The following is an 18110-nucleotide window of genomic DNA, read 5'->3' as shown; positions in this document are numbered from 1 at the left end:
AGGTAGAAGTTTCTATCTAAAAACGGGTAAATCTGCCGATTATCTTTTCTCTTTTCCTTAAAGACAACCGACGGATTTACCCGTTTATAATTTTATAATCAGTTCTTTGCAACCGGAACGCTCAGCATCTCCTTGTATTTCGCAGGATCGCCCAGCACCTTCACGGCTTCATTTAAATCATCATCATCCTTCAGCTGTTGTATGATACCGCCACGTTGGAAATAATAACGCTTAATGATATCCTGAGCAATCATATTCTTGATATCTTTTGCAAAGTAATCCAAGTCACGGTCCAGATTATGGCTAAGTTTCTGCTCAAGAGCCTTGAATTCTTCGGAGGCATCTTTCATATAACCTTCAAATTCGGCCATTTCTTTCAGATTCTTCAGAATCTTCTCGCTCTGCTGGTCATATTTAAAATCTGCCTTCTTTACCATTTCCTTAAACTCTGCATAATCAGCATCCGTCACTTCGAAATTCTCGGGAGAAGCGATTGTAGGATGCTTCAGGCAATATTGAGTAGCATAATTAAAGATCAGATTATCATTTACCAGATAGAACAAAATATTAGGTAACTTTTCCTGTTCCACTGCAACATCCGGCGTCACACCACCGCCATCGCGCACTTCACGTCCGGCAGCCGTATGGAATACCGTAGTCAAACTATCAGGAATACGCCCTACACTGCCATCCGGATTACGATGTTTGTAATCTATCGCCTGTACGCAACGGCCACTGGGAATATAATATTTGGAAGTGGTCACCTTCATCGTACCGCCATAAGGCAATGTACGCGGCACCTGCACCAAACCTTTTCCAAACGTGCGATTGCCTACAATCACTGCACGGTCATAATCCTGCAATGCACCCGCCAGAATTTCCGAAGCAGAAGCAGTACCGCTATTTACCAATACAGCAATAGGAATATCCGTATCCAACGGTTCGCGCAAGGTCTTATACGTATTACTTGCTTGTTTTATCTTACCTTTCGTTGTTACAATCGTCTTACCACGGGGCAGAAAGTAGTTGGCTATCTCTACAGCCTCTTCCAGCAACCCACCGCCATTGTTGCGCAAATCAATTACCAGTGAAGTGATACCCTGTTTCTTCAAATCAAGAAAAGCCTTCTTAAACTCTTTGGAAGGATTTCCTGAGAAAGTACTCAGGTTGATGTAACCGATATTATTATCCAACTTACTGTAATAAGGAATAAACGGTAACTGGATGTTTTTACGGACAATTGTAAAATCCAATGGCTTTGCCTCACCGGGACGCTCAACCTTCAGTTGGAAACTTGTCCCTACCTGTCCACGAAGTATTTTGCTCACATCCGTATTTCCGGTCAAATCCTTTCCATCTATTTCAAGCAAGATATCACCTGCTTTCAATCCCACTTCGGCAGCAGGCATACTTTCGTAAGGCTCCACAATTACCGTACGCTTCAATTTAGGCTCATATCGGATGATGGAACCTATACCTCCATAAGAAGCCTTAAGCATCTGCTCCAACTCACTCCGATCCTCTTCCGGATAAAATTCCGTATAAGGGTCCAGAGAATATAGCATCGCATCGATGCCCTCACGTATTGTTTTATTCGGGTCCAATGTATCTACATAGAACATATCCAGTTCCTTCACGATGGAATTGAATATATCCAGGTTCTTTGCAATCTGGAAAGTGCGGTTATCACCACTCTTGAAACTAAAAAAGGCAACTGCGCCTACTACTAACAGTAAGGTAGTTATCCAGCGTACTTTCAGTATTTTCTTCATATCCTGTTTATTATAGTTCACTGATTCTCGTTTTGATATCTTCCCACCACTCGGCAGGCATTTCTGCACCAATCACCCGAATAATGCTTCCTGAAAGGATAGAACCTATCTTGCCACATTTCTCCAGCGAGTATCCGCAAGTCAGTCCATATAAAAAACCGGCTGCAAAATAATCACCCGCACCGGTCGTATCTATCACTCTATCCACTGCGACAGCATGCACATGCACTTCCTCTGTCCCCTTACGGATGAGTGACCCTCTGGCGCCCAACTTCACAATGGCGATGCTGCACATTTTAGCAATCACATCCAATGCTTCTTCCGGTTCTTTACCCGTAAATGCTTTTGCTTCCTCCTCATTGGCAAACACAATATCCACATACTTGTTTATCAATAAAGAGAAGAAATCGTGGTCTTGCTCCACAATATTATAGCTTGCCATATCCAGGCAGATTTGTAATCCGGCTTCTTTTGCCAGTTCAATGGCACGAAGTATCATATCATGATCCTGCACCAGATAACCTTCAATGAACAAATAAGTATATCCCTTGAACATCTCCCGTGAAAGGTCTTCAGCCTTTAAGGTAGCTGCGGCACCCAAATAAGTACCAAAAGTACGTTCCCCGTCAGGTGATATAAAAGTGGAAGCTACCCCCGAAGGCAACTCGGAAGAAACTAATAAATTTGCTTCCGTTCCCCGTTCCAACAAACTTTCCCGATAAAATTTTCCATAAGCATCATTACCAACCTTACCAATGAATCCTGTTCCCGCACCAAGGCATGCCATACCACGAATTGCATTTCCGGCAGAACCCCCAGTAGCCAATTCAGTTTCCATTTCACTGAAACACTCATTGATTATCAGCAGTTTCGTTTCATCAATCAGGGTCATGCTTCCCTTGGGCAATTCCATTTCCGTAAGAATATGGTCGTCGTTGAGAGTAGCAAGAACGTCAACAAGGGCATTGCCCATTCCAATTATTTTGTCCATTTCGATATTTTTTTTGCAAAGATATTGCATATTTCAAAATATCCTATTACTTTTGCAGCGCATTTGAGAAAAAACAACATTCTTCCTTAGCTCAGTCGGTTAGAGCATCTGACTGTTAATCAGAGGGTCCTTGGTTCAAGTCCAAGAGGAAGAGCAAAAAACTTAAATGCAAATTCTTCCTTAGCTCAGTCGGTTAGAGCATCTGACTGTTAATCAGAGGGTCCTTGGTTCAAGTCCAAGAGGAAGAGCAAAAAGGTTCGTCATTATGGCGAACCTTTTTTGTTTCTATCTCTTTATTAAATCACTTTCATCACATTTCCGCAACCGCCAATGTCAACACACTGATGCGTATCCCTCTTATCTCACGAAATACATCAGCACAGGCAGTAGTTGTAGCTCCTGTAGTCAAAACATCATCCACAATCAGAATATGCTTCCCTACTAATCGTTCCGGATAGCGGAGTTTAAAAATGCCTTCCACATTCTCCCATCTCTCATAAATCGATTTACGGGTCTGTGTATTGGTATGTTTCTCGCGGATCACGGAAGAAGTATCTACAGGTATCCCCGTCACTTGAAACACACCACGGGCAATCCACTCACTTTGATTATATCCACGAGCTCTCTGTTTACGGGGATGCAAAGGTACGGGAATGATGACATCTACATCTTCAAAAAAGCCGGTCGGCAGTAATTCCGCCGCCATGCAACGTCCCATCACCGCCCCCAATTCTTTTCTTCCGCCATACTTCAGTTGATGCAGGATACTGCGGAAATCACTTCCTTTCCGATAAAAGAAATAAGAGGTGGCACGTTCCAGAGGAAACTTTCCCCAAAACATACGCTCTACAGGATTATCCTTCATTTTATGGTAATTCGTACGCGGCATATCTATATTGCAATGAGTACAAATAGTATCCTCACCCTCTATAAGTGATGCTCCGCAAACTGCACAGCAGCGTGGAAAAAAAAGATGGAACAAAGGACCGAACCAATATTTCACAGTATTTTTCATCAGGCTATTTCTTTATGTCACATCCCCAACGGAGGAACTTCTTGTATCAGTTGTTGCAATATAGGATGCAGATATCCATTCGTGGCAATAATATGATGCCCTTCTATAAAATTCTCATTCCCATAAAAGTCAGTCACCCGGCCGCCGGCTTCCAGCACCAGCAGTGCGGCCGCCGAATAATCCCATTTGCCGATGAAAGCTTCCGCCCAGGCATCAAAACGTCCGGCGGCTACATAGCATATTGCCAAAGCAGCAGAACCAGTCATACGGACACCGCCAACCTTACCATACAAATTATGTATCAGATGTTCTCCCGTACGGGCATATTGGCATGAGTTATAAGGCAATTCAACTACCAGAAAAGCATCTTCCATCTGCTGCACATTGGAAACCTGTATCCGCTGGCCATCCACATACGCACCTCCACCTTTCCAACCATAGAAACACTCATCCCTACAGGGATCATACACTACTCCAATCAAGAGTTCCTCTTTGGATCGGAGAGCTATACATACACAATAAGGCGCATTGTCATGGATATAATTTGTAGTCCCGTCCAACGGGTCCACTACCCAACAATAGGGTTCATCCTGATACACTGCCGAACCTTCTTCCGTAATAAAACCGGCTTCCGGCAACAAGGCAGAGAGTTCAGCAACAATCTGTCTTTCCGACTCTTTATCTACATAAGACACGTAGTCATGCGCATGCTTCTTCTCCACGCTTTCACTGCGGAAAGTCTTTCTCTCTTCTTTCAAGAAACTCCCCGCATCCATAGCAATGCGACAAACTTTCGCGGTAAGTAACGCTAAATCCATATTCGTATTCTTTTTCTTTGTTACTCTATTATTTCCCGGGCAATCCAGGCACAGGCCTCAGCATCGGCTAGTGCATGGTGATGTTGCTCCAACTCATAACCAAAGTAGGCAGCTACCGTATGCAGCTGATAGTTGGGCAAACCTTTGATCCGTCTTCGTGCCGTGCTCAAGGTACAATGAAATTCATAATCGGGATAATCCAGGCTATAAGTTCTGAAAACGGCTTTCAGGCAACTCTCATCAAAACCTTTATTATGGGCTATGAGCGGTAATCCTTCAATAAGTGGCGCTATCTCCTGCCATACGGTGGGAAATATCGGAGCTTTTGCCGTATCCGCCATTGTCAGTCCATGTACCCGGGTATTCCAGTAGGTATAATATTCCGGTTCGGGGCGAATCAGGCTATAATAACTATCTACAAATTCTCCTTCCCGCACAATCACCACACCGACACTGCACACACTGGTACGCTGTTCGTTGGCTGTTTCAAAGTCTATGGCAGCAAAGTTTTCCATAATTCAGAGATTTCAAAAGTCTATTGCGCTTCCTCCACCTGCTGATAAATCAGCTTCCCCCGTTGGCTGATAGTCCATTTATCATTCTCCAGACGGACATTCTTCGTATCATCATCCTCTACATTCCATGCGTATCCACCCGCAGGTAAAGAGCGGCGGTCCAGTATTTCGTTCGGGCGGTCGTCGGAAAAAAAAAGTTCCACTTGCAGCGAATCGGGCGAGAAAACAATATAGGCGGCCTTCTCTTTATCTGCCACATCTTCTACACGTACTCCTTTCTCCCAAAGACGGATACAGTCTTTCAAAACTTCACTCCAGGTATATCCTGCGGAAGCTATGCAACCGTGAGCATCCTTATCATCACCCACCTTATTACCTTCACTCTTTTTGCTCTGAGAGTTTCCACAACCTGTAAACAGGAGACTTATACACATTAATAGTAAAAAACAAACATTTCCGGTTTTCATAAGAATCATCTATTTATATTTTGCACCCCAAAAGTACGAATAAATATGAAGCAGGGAAAGTTATCACATTTATTTCATGCACGGGAAAAGAAGTTCAGCTTCAATAAAGTTTTTCAATAAGTTGTCAGCACTCCAGCACTGACAACGCCCAAACCCTTTGTCAGTCGCAGTTTGACGGCAGTGCTGACAAGGTGTTTATAAGTGACGACAAACAGTTTGTCAGCACTGATTTTCAGGTTGTTTTCAAACGTACAAGGTTGTATATCAAAAGAGTACTTCATATTTTGCATATATAGGATAGTCTCCCTTTATATGCGTGTTTCCCTATATCTATGGCATAGAGTTACTGCAAAGCTGTGACAGTACCACTGCAAAGCATGTTCAGTGTCGCTGCAATACAGAGACAGTGTCACTGCAAAGCATATACAGTGTCATTGCAAGGTATGTGCAGCAGTATTGCAAGGTATATACAGCAACGTTGCAACACAGATACAACACTATAAGTGAGAAATTAAAAAGAATTTCATTGGAATGCGGTTGCCTTGTAAGCAAACAGAAATATTTTCCGAAAACATAAAAAAAAGATAAGTTGCCCAAATAGAGGATAAACATAGAAAAGTAGAAACTAAATGGAAATATAAGATATTTTAGTGTAGCAATTCATTCCTTTAGCCTCCCAAATACTCACTCAAAGAATTTGTTTCTTTAAATATATTTTATAATATTTGTAGCAAAATCATTCAAAATGGAAGCGAAAACAGCAGACCTGAATGATTAATTAATAAGCATATACAACATTTTACTTCAACATCATAAATTAAATGGCTTATGAAAAAAATTACTACTCTATTAACGGCCATTATCGGAATGGCACTCATGAACCAGGTATCAGCAACCCATGTCACAGTAGAAGTCCCTACTGCCGGGCAACTGAGCTCTTTAGTACAAGATGCAAACTGCGACAGTATCACCATTTCGGGAAATCTGGATGGAAATGATTTTTGGTTTATCAGAGAGCAAATGCCAAACCTGGTTTATTTGAACACAAGCAAGGTTACAGTGCCAGGTAACAGACTTCCCGAGTCTGGGCTATACTCAAAAAAAACACTACAGAAAATCATACTTCCTGACAATTTGGAAACAATAGGAAGTAATGCTTTCGCCTACTGTTCCAACCTGAAAGATATCACTTTCCCTAAAACATTAGCCACGATAGAATATCATACATTCTATCAGTGCGGTTTATCCGAAGTTACACTTCCTGATAAACTAAAAGACATAGGAGATGCTGCTTTCTACGAATGCTACAACCTAAAGAAAGTGAACTTCCCTGAAAAATTAGTCAGCATAGGCAATAGTGCATTTCGTCAATGCAATTTATCCGAGGTTGCATTCCCTGACAGTCTAAAAACAATAGGAAGTAATGCTTTCAGATATTGCCAGCAACTGCAAAAAGTTACATTTCCGGAAAAGCTGGAAACAATAGGCACCCATGCTTTTAACGATTGTTTCCGCCTACACACAGCCACACTTAAAGGCAAAACCGCACCGGTAATATCCGACAACACTTTCAACTACACTAAAGTATTTTATGTACCGGAAGGTGCTGCACAAACCTATAAGGAAGCCACCAACTGGTCTAATTTGGTCATTATAGACGGAAATACGCCCAAAAAGATAACAGTAACCCTAACTACTGCCGGAACTTTGGGAGAAGAAATCCTAAAACAAGTTGACTACGTAAAACAAGTTAATGAACTGGTAATAAACGGCCCCCTAAACAGCGATGATTTTTATCAGATACAACAACAAGCCACCAATTTAATTTCTATTGACCTGACCAAAGCCACCATAGAATCATTACCTGAAAATTTCTTCTACGAGAGAGCCGCCTTACTTGATATAAAGCTCCCTGCTACCCTGAAAAGTATCGGAAGATATGCTTTTTACCGATGCCACGGATTAACCCAAATAACTATACCAGAAGGGGTAACGATTGTCGGAGATTACGCTTTCAACGAATGTATTTCACTGAAAGAAATTGAGTTGCCAACTACACTGACAGATATTAAAAATGGTGCTTTTCAAAATTGCTGGAGTTTAGCAAGCATCCAAATACCCGATAATGTTACCACTATCAGTCAATCCTCCTTTTACCATTGCACTTCATTAATACAAGTGAAGTTCCCGGCTAAATTGCAGAGTATCTCCAATTCCGCATTTCAAGAATGCAGTGCATTAGCCAAAATAAATTTGCCCAAAGGACTACTGACCATAGGTTCAAATGCATTTTATCAATGTTCCGCATTGGAAGAAATCTCTTTCCCCTCGACTTTGTCAAGTCTGGGAAGCAGTGCCTTTTACCGTTGTACGAATCTCACAGAAATCACTCTGCCCGCTTCACTGACTTATTGCTATCATCCATTTTATGAATGTCACAATATCAAGAAAGTTACCTGTCTGGCATCCGTACCGCCTACATTAGAAAACAACAATGATATTCTCTATGGTGTAGATAAATCCAGTGCAGAACTTGCAGTTCCTTTCTGGTCCGTAAACAGCTATAAGCTGGCTCCGGGTTGGGATGCATTTCCTACAATCAATCCTCTGGATTATGAAACAGACCTCATCAACGTGCCCGGAGAACTGGTCATAGCGGCAGATATCCGTTTCAAGAACAATCCGACCGTATCCGTATTTGATAACGGCCGACTAACAGTCAGAGGAACCGATGCGCTCTCTATGAAGAAGTACACACAAAGCCACACACTTAGTGGATATGACGATAATAACTGGTCCTATCGCAATCCTATTTATACGAATTTACTCAGCGAATCAGGAGCTATGCGTGCCGACAGTGTAATCTACAAGTTGAATCTGAAAAGAGAGTATTGGCAGTTCATCACACTTCCTTTCGATGTGAACAGAGCAGATATGCAAGTGAACAACGATGCCCTCTTTGTCATCCGCTACTATGACGGCAAGGCACGGGCCGACGGCGAAACCGGCAACTGGAAAGACGTACCCGCCGGTGGAACGCTGCAAGCCGGAACCGGCTATATCATCCAGGCCAACAAACAAACCCAACTCACCCTGAAAGCCATCAACAATGACAATAAGAACCGGCTCTTCTCCGGCAATGCCTTAAAACGAACACTGGATGAGTACGCCTCCGAGTTCGCCCACAATGCCAGCTGGAATTTCATAGGCAACCCCTATCCATGCTTCTATGACATTTATTACATGGACTACACCTCTCCCATTACAATATGGGACACCCGTAACCGGACTTACACCGCCGTCTCAACCGAAGACGATAACTACATACTCAGCCCGATGCAAGCGTTCTTCATTCAGAAGCCGGTGGAAACGAAAGAAATCAGTTTCTCCGCTGAAGGCCGCCAACTGGATACTGCCGTACGCCAACGCACCACGACCCGTTCCGCCGTTTCGCCGGATCGTACCGTCTTCAATTTTACTTTGGAGGATGGCACTTATACCGACCGTACCCGCGTAGTTATCAATCCCGAAGCAAGTATGGATTATGAAATGTCCCGCGACGCCGCCAAATTCATGAGCGACGACAAAGACGTGCCACAACTCTTTACACTAGACGCTACAGGCAGATATTACGCCATCAACGAACGACCGTTGGGCAATGGAATTGTCTCCGCAGGCATTTACGCAGGAAAAGCCGGCACATATACCCTGAGCCTGGCAGACGCCACAGTTACAGCCGACAAAGTGGTCTTAACAGATAAGCAGACAGGAAGCGAAACACGCCTCGACCTCGACAGCTACACCTTTACGGCAGAAGCCGGCTTCTGCACCGACCGCTTCGAACTGCGTCTGACTACCCGTACCATTACCGGAATAGAAGAAGCCCAGGACACGAATGCCGCCCAAGTGACGGCAGGAGCCGGACAAATCTTAATATCTGCCCAACCGGGAGATGAGGTAAGAGTCTGCAATGTCACCGGGCAAATCGTTGAGCGTCAGATATTGACACAGTCATCAACTTCGCTCCCCGTCGCACCGGGTTTCTACATCGTAACTATCGGTAAGGAAACATTCAAAATTATGGTAATCAAATAAAACAGAACATTCATGAAATATATATTCAGCCTATTCATTGCTCTCTGGAGCATCGCGGCATGGGGACAAGAAGGAGGGGATGGGTTTAACCCCTCCAACCCCGGCGAACCGGGCCAGAGATATAATTTGACGGTCAACGTCACCCCCGACGGAGCAGGCAGCACCTCACCTTCGGGGAAGCAGCAATATGCTCTGGGAGAATCTGTTTACCTCAGCGCTAATGCCAACAACTATTACCAGTTTGTAGGTTGGGCGCAGGACGGAGATACGATTTCCCGCAGCCGCTCTTTCAATTATACCATGCCGGCAAAGAATACTACCATAACCGCCGTGTTCAAGGCTACAGACAGCTTCAACCCCGACGATCCCGACGATCCGTCGCAGGAAGTCATTAAGTATAAACTAAATTTGACAGCTTCGCCAATCGAAGGAGGACGTTTCAACATCACTTCGGGAGAACGTTTCAGTGAAGGAACTTCGATTTCTGTCTATGCCTACCCGAACAGCAACTATCAGTTTGAGGGTTGGAAACAGGGAGAGACATTGTTGTCCACTGAAAGCCCTTATTCATTCGTGATAGGGAAAGAAGATGTTTCCATAACCGGCTTATTCCGCTTCAATCCGGACAGCCCGGGAAATCCGGGAGCCAATCACTGGAATGCGGAAACAGGTGAACTGATTATCGACGATTTCACTCCGGGCAGCATCATGAATGCCGTAAGCAATGTAGTCGGTGGTTCAAGCAATTATAGCAAAGTTTCGATGGTCATTGTCAGCGGTCAGATGAACAGCTACGACTTCGGCATCGCCCAAAACCTAAGTAACTGTACTCTGCTCGACCTTAGCCGGACAGGCGGATATACGGAAATTCCCAGCTATGCATTCGACGGCACCAACCTGTCAACGATTATCCTGCCGGCCGGCATAGAAAGAATAGGCAACTACGCTTTCCGTAATTGCAAAAATCTGACGGATATCATCTGCCATGCCATCACACCGCCAACAGTAAGCAACTATACTTTTGAAGGAATCACCGATGGTGCCGTCGTCCATGTGCTTGCCTCTGCCATTCCTCTCTATACAGAGGCACCGGTGTGGAAAGACCTCACCATCCTGCCACTGACCGAAGACGTCAGAACTCTGGAAGTGAACCTGCCTGCCGACAGTGAAGGAGTTTACAAGAATATGACTCTGGAATTACAAAACTTGCAGAACGGGCAGAAACAACGCTATGTGGTGTCCGACCGCACGTCGTACACTTTCAACGGATTACTAAAGAATTGCACCTACAATGTTTCTCTGAAAACTCCGACTGGTGTAGTGTTGGGGCAGATAGAAAACATAGAGATCAAAGATGAGAACCGCTCTGTAACTTTCACTTCACTGCTAACTTTGCTTGACGTAAACCTGCAAGTGCTGACTCCGGACGGAACAGATGTCACCAGCCAGGTACAGATTACGTGGCTGGATTCCAAGCAGGCATACCTGTCGCAAGGCAACCTGCTGAAGGCACAGACAGCAGGAACCGAAATCGGGTATCGAATGGTTCTGAATCAGGATTTAGGGATGCAGTATGTAGCTCCGGTAAATCAGGTCTACAGTGTGAAGGAAAAAGAAAACCGGCTGGTTTATACGTTGACTCCTATAGAGATGACGACAATCTCCGGAACTGTCAAAGACGCAAATGGCAACACACTATCGGGTGCTGTCATTTCCATTTCACAGAAGCTGAACGGCAAATATTCAAAATCATTCATAACCAAAACTGACACTAAAGGAAAATTTGCCCAGCAAATCTACAATGCTGAAAGCACAATTTCCGTATCCGCCACCGACTACGTCAGCCAAACACTGACGAAAGCAGACTTCAGTCAAGGAACGGATTTGGGAACGATTGAACTAAAGACGATAGCCGGTGCCACGATAAGCTTAAACTTTACGTACACCCCCAGCGTAGCCGCGGGCGAAGAAGCGGAAACCCAAACCTGGTATTCTGATTATACCAATATCTCTTACACAATATATAACGTGACTCAAGGGAAAGTAATTACCCAATATTCCGTACAATATCCTTCTATTGTCCTATTAGAAGACGTTGCCGAAGGCGACCAGCTCCGCATCACAGCCTCCAGCAAAACTAATGCGTTCCTCCCTGTGGAAAGTCCGACTACAATCAGCGCGGAGAATAAAGCAGATATTACCTTCAATATAGTCGGCTTAGGAGGAATCCGTGCCAGTTACGGCTCAACGGACAATGCAAACGTAGCTGGTATCCTGTATGACAGCAAAGGAGAACTGTTGAAAAAATATAGTTATACCAATACTTCACTTTCAATTTCCGACCTGACAGATGGAGCCTATACCTTGGTTTCGATGAGCAATAGCAGTTTCTTCAACTCAATTCTGAAACTTTCTTCACTGGAAACTTCGGGACTGAAAGAAGGAACAGACTACATTTTAAACCCTATAACAGTAAAGAGCGGCACTATAAAACTGATAAACAATGAGGAAATTCCCGCTTTGGATGAGAGTAAACTCTATTATACCGGTGAAGGCACTGCATTCACCGTCAACAAAGCGTCTATCGTTGCCGGTAATTACCTGACTTTAAAAGGAAAGATTGACTTCAAAGAAGAATATGCCGCTTCCGTCAGCAATGTACAATTAGTAATTGACTTGCCGGAATCCTGTTCATTTGTAGACAATTCTGTAATGACAGGTAGCCAGGTCGGCGCTTACACGATAGACGGCAATCAATTGACCGTCCCAATGAGCAATTACAATGATCAGGTCCGTTTTTGCATCATCCCCACAACCGGAGGAACTTATAATCCTAATGCGTTCACCGAATTTACATTGAACGGGAAAACAGTCCGGCAACCGATCGGTTCAGCTTATTACGAAGTAAAGGATTTATCTATCTCCGTGCCAAAAACCGTAGCCAAAACAACAATTCCTATTAGCGGAACGGCACAGGGAAGTTCAGAAATCAACATCTACGACAACAACATACTCATCGGTCAAACCACATCACTGGCCAATGGAATATGGACCACCACGTGTGAACTGAACGAACCATACAACCTTTCAACACATAGCATTCATGCAAAAGTAACGAATAAACAAGGGTTGGAGTTACAGTCCGAAACACAAGAAGTAACGTATGACATGAATGCCATAGAAGCTTCCACTGTAACAATGACTTTTTATAATGGATGGTTGAAGCAAAATATAGAAGTCGTCTTTGATTTACTGAAAGGGACAACCAGCCCATCGTCTTATATGTTCTACACAGCCACCGATATTACATTTATTACAAATTTCACGAACAATAGTCCTGATGTGATTTCAAATGTCAAACTATATGTTTTTACCGATCAAAACGAGATAAGGCCATTAAAAGCTACTTATGACGAAAAGAAAGACAGATGGATTGCAACTTCGAAATTCGAGTCAAATAACTTACCGATAAATGTAAGTGTAGGATTTGATGCGATAACAAATCCCACCATAGACCAGAACTTACTTGAACAAATACCTGATATGTACAGCAAGCTGACCGAACAATTCGCTATTGACGTTCAGCTTCTCGATTCTATTTCCGATCTGGATAAAAGTATTGAAGAGTTAGAGGAAATCTTATACGTAAATGGTTTCATTGATAAAAACGACACAATCTCAGACAGCTCCTTTATCAAGTATTTACAAGGGCTATCCGACGAAGAATTAGATGATTTGATTAAGCAGGATACAACAAATACAAGTGAGATTTCAGACTCAATAAATAATGCGATATCAGCGCTACAAAAAATGTATTCAAATGAAGTCTTTTTTGAATACGATTTACCTGATGGTAGTAAGTTCATTTCTAAACCTTGCAATGTCACGCCTGATTCCTTATTGCTCGATATGGGTTATAGCCATTATGAAACGACAGAAGGACAATACATCTACACGCGAGCAACAGAAAAACAAACTGAATATATTGATCTCTCCAGAAACTGCCATACAATAATAGTCAGTAGTTCAACTATTGACCAAATAGTAAAAACCAGATCTGTAGAAGATGATTTAAAGATATTCAATGAAGCGATAGCCAAAATCAACAGTCTATATCAGCCTATAGCGAAAGCCTATGGAGATATGGAGAAAATGATAGGTTCTTTGGTCGCTGGTTTAGAAAAAGAGCTATCAGAAGCCAACACCTTATTCAATAGACAAAATCTTACTTTCAACATGAAGAAAGTAAAATTAGAAAGATTGGAAAAGGAATTAAGTCTATTAGCCCCTTCCGATCCTATGTATAACCTGAAAAAATTACATGTTGACACATATAAGACGGAAGTAAAAGAAGCAGAAAAACTTTTAAAAAGAATTTCTAAAAATCGCGCCCTAACATCGACAGTTCTCAAATTGTCAAGGCCGATGAAAGGAATATTAGCCAAATCAATACCACTTGTAAAATATGCAGATGCTATATACAATGGGCTCTCAATCATTCAGCAATTTCAAGAAATATATTTATCCGTTCCAAATCCATGTAAAGATGACGAAGAAAGAGCAAAGCAATGTAGAGATTTAACAATATCAGGAGCAATTAAAGCTGAAGGGGTTTTGGTTGTAAAAATAGGTGTAGACGCCCTTTTAGACATAGCAACTGTTGGCCAAGTAGTCGCTGCAGGTGCTACAGGGGGTGTTTCAATAGGAACCGCTTTCGCTACAGCTGTAGGCAAAATGGTTGCAGGATTAGCGATTGACGCAGTTTTCAATTGGGAAATAGACAGGAGAAAACAGGAAATTAGAGCCAAGATATCACAACTTAAATGTAAAAAGTGTGATGATCCTTCATGCAACAACGACGATGATGGTGATAATACTCCACCTACACCAACAACTCCGCCGTCCAGCCCTATCCACGACCCTTCCGGCTACGTCTACGAAGCTGTTAAGACGAACCGTCTGCAAGGTGTGACCGCCACCTGTTACTATAAAGAGATGGTAGAAGACATGTACGGCGACCTGCATGAAAACATCGTACTTTGGAATGCAGCCGAGTATGCTCAGGAAAACCCTCTGTTTACTGATGAAAAAGGAATGTATCAGTGGGATGTCCCCCAAGGGCTCTGGCAAGTGAAGTTTGAGAAAGAAGGCTACCAGACCACTTACAGCGAATGGCTCCCCGTTCCTCCTCCACAGCTGGAAGTGAATATTGGCATGGTACAAACCGCCCAGCCTACCGTGACAGCCGTACGTGGTTATGAGACAGGCATAGAAATTGATTTCAGCAAGTTCATGCTGCCCGAAACTATGACTGCCGAGTTCATCACCATTACTCGCAACGGAGAAGCGGTAACCGGAGAAGTGACTTTCAAGAATGCCGAAGCAAACCCGCAAAACAAAAATGAGCAGTTCGTTTCGAAAGTGCGCTTTGTCCCTTCCGAGGCTCTGGCTACCACCGATAAAGTGATACTGACCGTCAGCAAACGGGTGAAGAGCTATGCCGGCATACAAATGGAAAGTGATTATAGCCAAGAGATAGCCATTGAAAAAGAACCCAAGGCAGTGGTCGCTTCCGAGATTGAAGTGGTGTACAATGAAACGGCTGAAATTACAGTAACCGTAGATCCCGCAGAAGCCTCAACAGGCAAGAAAGTGACCGCAACTTCCGTTTCCTCCACCATTGCTGCCATAGAACCGGCAGAAGCCACATTAGATGGAGAAGGCAAAGCCACCTTCACTATATCGGGCGAACTTCCGGGACAGACCATGATACAGTTTGTCGTCGAAGGTATGGATATGAAACCGGAAGTGAAAGTGAGCGTCGTGGAAGCCGGAGAAAAAAACATCACTCAAAACTACACACTCGCTATGGGCTGGAACTGGTTCTCTATCAACGTACAGGATCAGAATCTGAACGATATACCAGCTCTACTCGCTACCATCAAAGAATCCGTCCTCATCCTGAAAGGACAAAACGGAGAATTGACGAACAAAAATGAAAGCGATTGGGAAGGTTCATTGAACAGTCTGAGCACCACTCAAGCTTACAAGATAAAGATGAAGAAAGAGGCAACTCTTGAACTGACCGGAAAGGGTTCAGATCCGACAAGCAACACCATCACCCTAAACCAGGGCTGGAACTGGATAGGTTATGTTCCTACCGTCACGTTACCATTAGGGCAAGCCTTGCAAAATCTGCAAGCTGAAGAGAATGACCTTATCAAAGGCTTGGACAGTTTTGCCATATACGATGGAAGTGCATGGACAGGCAGCCTGACCCACCTGCTTCCCGGTGAAGGCTACATGTACTATTCTCAGTCAGTGAAGTCTTTCAACTATGCCGCAAACGGCACAGAATCAGAACCGTCCACCCCATCACCACAATGGGATTATGACGTTCATCAGTCCGAAGACAACATGATTGCCATAGCCGAGCTTTACAGCGGAGAACAAAAGGCTGAAACGGAAAAATTCCTTGTCGGTGTATTTGTGGACGGCGAATGCAGAGGTATAGCTGTTGAAAAAGACGGTTATCTGTTTATCACTGCCCACGGAGAACAAACCGATGGCAAACTGACCCTACGTGCCTTCGACACTGCCGACCAGCTGGAATACAACGTCAAGGAAGAAATAGAATGGAGCGGTACACTGACGGGCAGTTTAACCACCCCTGTCAGCCTGCATATAGGCGAAGCAACCAGAATTATTCCTATTTCGGAAGGCCTGCTGATTTATCCAAGTCCCGTACGCCACCGCTTGTATATTCGGGGAGATATTGGCAACATTGAAGAAGTACGCATCTCTGATACTGCGGGGCAAACACTGATATTGGACAAACAGATAATTCCCAACGAAGGAATCAATGTTTCCTCTTTGAGTAAAGGGATTTACTTCATTATGATAAAAACCGATAATGAGGTTATACAACAGAAATTCATGAAGATAGACTAAACCTGCCTCTCTTTATTACACTTCTCTTAAAAGTCTCCCTCCGACACCTAATCCGAAGGGAGACTTTTTTGTGCCGACCTTTAAAAGTCATAAACCGGCAAGCATATGCTACATCGATTCTAATGATAGACAAACCATTTCTATCTGATATTTAGGCAACAGTTTACGCTTAAGATGTTCTACTTTCGCCGCTAACAATTCCGGCTTGAAGTTCTTCTTTTGCCTTTTCACTTCTGCAACTACCGCCTGCTTTTTCTCTAATTTCAAAGCTACAATATCAATTTCATCCTGCCCGTTTCGGGTATCCCACCATGAACCGATAGCTCTGTACTGAAAGCTTTCCGCAAATTTCTGTTTGAAATATTCTTCTAACATCTTACCTGAATAGGTAGGATAATCCGCTTTAATGATAGCCTGTAGTCCCACAAAGTTTTTAATTTCTATCAAAGAGCGATGACGGTCAAAATAATTAAACCAGAAACGAATAAAATTATCCTGTATTTCATAACGAACAGTCTGACTTCCTTCTTTTGCCAATATGGGACGCTTCCGTACGATTATATTATAATCTTCAATCAGTCGTTTAATCTGTCCTCCTATACTCTTATTTCCCAATGCAGCCTCTATTTCAGGTTGTGTATTAATGCCTCCCGAAATAGCGCTTAATATAGAAAAATAGGTAGCGTAGTTCTTACCAAATTCTTCTACCAGCAGGTTTTTTCCTTCATCGATAAAAGGAGAGTTTTCCCGAATCATGAAATTTATCATTTCGTCTACGCTCAACGCTCCGTTATCACAGAACAACTCTACATATTTTGGCACCCCACCTGTAAAAGCGTAAAGGGCAAGCAAATCATCATTAGAATAATCAGGTCTGTGATCGTGAATGATTTCCTTCAAAGTCGTCAAGCTAAAAGCTGATAATTTGATGATGTTATCAGCCCTGCCAAATAACGGCTCTTTTGAATTCTGAAATATCTTTTGCATCAAAGAGTAAATGGAACCGGATACAATCAGATTCATACGGGACTTCCTACGATATTGATCCCAAAGATTCTGCATATCACTGTAAACTGATTCATTAATATTGTAGAATTCCTGAAATTCATCAATAACAAGATTAAATGCCCTATTCACAGCCAATTCCATCAAATACTGAAACAATGACCGGAAAGTGCGGATTTCATTAGGAACAAAAGTCTCCAGGGATTGAGCGATAACAGGAATAAACTCAGCGCAAAGAGTCGCCTCATTCTTACGACCTACAAATAAATACACGGTAGGTGAATCTTCTACAGACCGCATGATAAGGCTTGTCTTACCGATACGTCTCCTACCGGTCACTACCGTCAAGCGGGAGTGGTCATTAAATGACAGTTTATTTATACGCTGTAACTCAGCTAATTCATTCGTACGATCATAGAATCTCATAGTCATATCAATTTTGTAACCCCCGTAACCGTTACAGAGGTTACAAAGCTAATCA

At 43.1% G+C, this 18110-nt stretch carries 10 protein-coding genes and 2 tRNA genes; 4 read left to right on the top strand and 8 right to left on the bottom strand.

Translation table 11 applies throughout. The annotated features are described in order from the left end of the window. Window positions 1-98: 98 nt before the first annotated feature. Window positions 99-1772 carry a S41 family peptidase gene (locus VYM24_RS07285; RefSeq protein WP_330941872.1) on the bottom strand — a complete coding sequence of 558 codons (1674 nt, stop codon included), beginning with the start codon at window positions 1770-1772 and terminating at the stop codon, window positions 99-101. 10 nt (window positions 1773-1782) lie between these two features. Then, window positions 1783-2763: an adenosine kinase gene (locus VYM24_RS07280; protein WP_299095978.1), complete on the bottom strand. Its 981-nt coding sequence runs from the start codon at window positions 2761-2763 to the stop codon at window positions 1783-1785. 80 nt (window positions 2764-2843) lie between these two features. On the opposite strand from VYM24_RS07280, the gene VYM24_RS07275 reads away from it, so the two are divergent. Both VYM24_RS07275 and VYM24_RS07270 read left to right on the top strand, forming a co-directional pair. Beyond that, window positions 2844-2917: transfer RNA gene (locus VYM24_RS07275), tRNA-Asn, on the top strand. A gap of 20 nt (window positions 2918-2937) precedes the next feature. After that, window positions 2938-3011, top strand: a tRNA-Asn gene (locus tag VYM24_RS07270). Window positions 3012-3073: 62 nt separating this feature from the next. On the opposite strand, the gene VYM24_RS07265 is transcribed toward VYM24_RS07270, so the two are convergent. The 5 genes from VYM24_RS07265 to VYM24_RS07245 form a co-directional block, all read right to left on the bottom strand. Further along, window positions 3074-3778, bottom strand: a complete 705-nt coding sequence (locus VYM24_RS07265) for a ComF family protein (protein ID WP_330941871.1) — start codon at window positions 3776-3778, stop codon at window positions 3074-3076. Window positions 3779-3795: 17 nt separating this feature from the next. Continuing rightward, complete coding sequence (locus tag VYM24_RS07260) at window positions 3796-4596, bottom strand: inositol monophosphatase family protein (RefSeq protein ID WP_291550003.1); 801 nt, start codon at window positions 4594-4596, stop codon at window positions 3796-3798. Between the two features lie 20 nt (window positions 4597-4616). Beyond that, on the bottom strand, window positions 4617-5111 hold the full coding sequence (locus VYM24_RS07255) for a 3'-5' exonuclease (protein ID WP_217716038.1): 495 nt from the start codon (window positions 5109-5111) through the stop codon (window positions 4617-4619). Between the two features lie 20 nt (window positions 5112-5131). Continuing rightward, window positions 5132-5578, bottom strand: coding sequence for a hypothetical protein (locus VYM24_RS07250; RefSeq protein WP_217716037.1), 447 nt, complete (start codon window positions 5576-5578; stop codon window positions 5132-5134). Window positions 5579-5691: 113 nt separating this feature from the next. Then, the gene (locus VYM24_RS07245) at window positions 5692-5859 is read right to left on the bottom strand and encodes a hypothetical protein (RefSeq protein ID WP_330941870.1); all 168 of its coding nucleotides are present in this window, start codon (window positions 5857-5859) and stop codon (window positions 5692-5694) included. Between the two features lie 547 nt (window positions 5860-6406). Between VYM24_RS07245 and VYM24_RS07240 the strand changes: the two genes are divergently transcribed. Beyond that, a complete protein-coding gene (locus VYM24_RS07240; RefSeq protein ID WP_330941869.1) occupies window positions 6407-9673 on the top strand; it encodes a leucine-rich repeat protein in 3267 nt (1088 codons plus the stop codon). A 12-nt stretch (window positions 9674-9685) separates the two neighbouring features. After that, window positions 9686-16624 carry an InlB B-repeat-containing protein gene (locus tag VYM24_RS07235; RefSeq protein WP_330941868.1) on the top strand — a complete coding sequence of 2313 codons (6939 nt, stop codon included), beginning with the start codon at window positions 9686-9688 and terminating at the stop codon, window positions 16622-16624. Between the two features lie 108 nt (window positions 16625-16732). Here VYM24_RS07235 and VYM24_RS07230 read toward each other — a convergent pair whose 3' ends face one another. Next, a complete protein-coding gene (locus VYM24_RS07230) occupies window positions 16733-18055 on the bottom strand; it encodes an ATP-binding protein (RefSeq protein ID WP_291549994.1) in 1323 nt (440 codons plus the stop codon). Window positions 18056-18110: the final 55 nt, after the last annotated feature.

The sequence above is a fragment of the Bacteroides sp. MSB163 genome (assembly GCF_036416795.1).
Classification (GTDB): Bacteria; Bacteroidota; Bacteroidia; order Bacteroidales; family Bacteroidaceae; genus Bacteroides; species Bacteroides maternus.
Note: the sequence above shows the minus strand (reverse complement) of the source record. Positions and strands in the feature narration are given on the sequence as shown.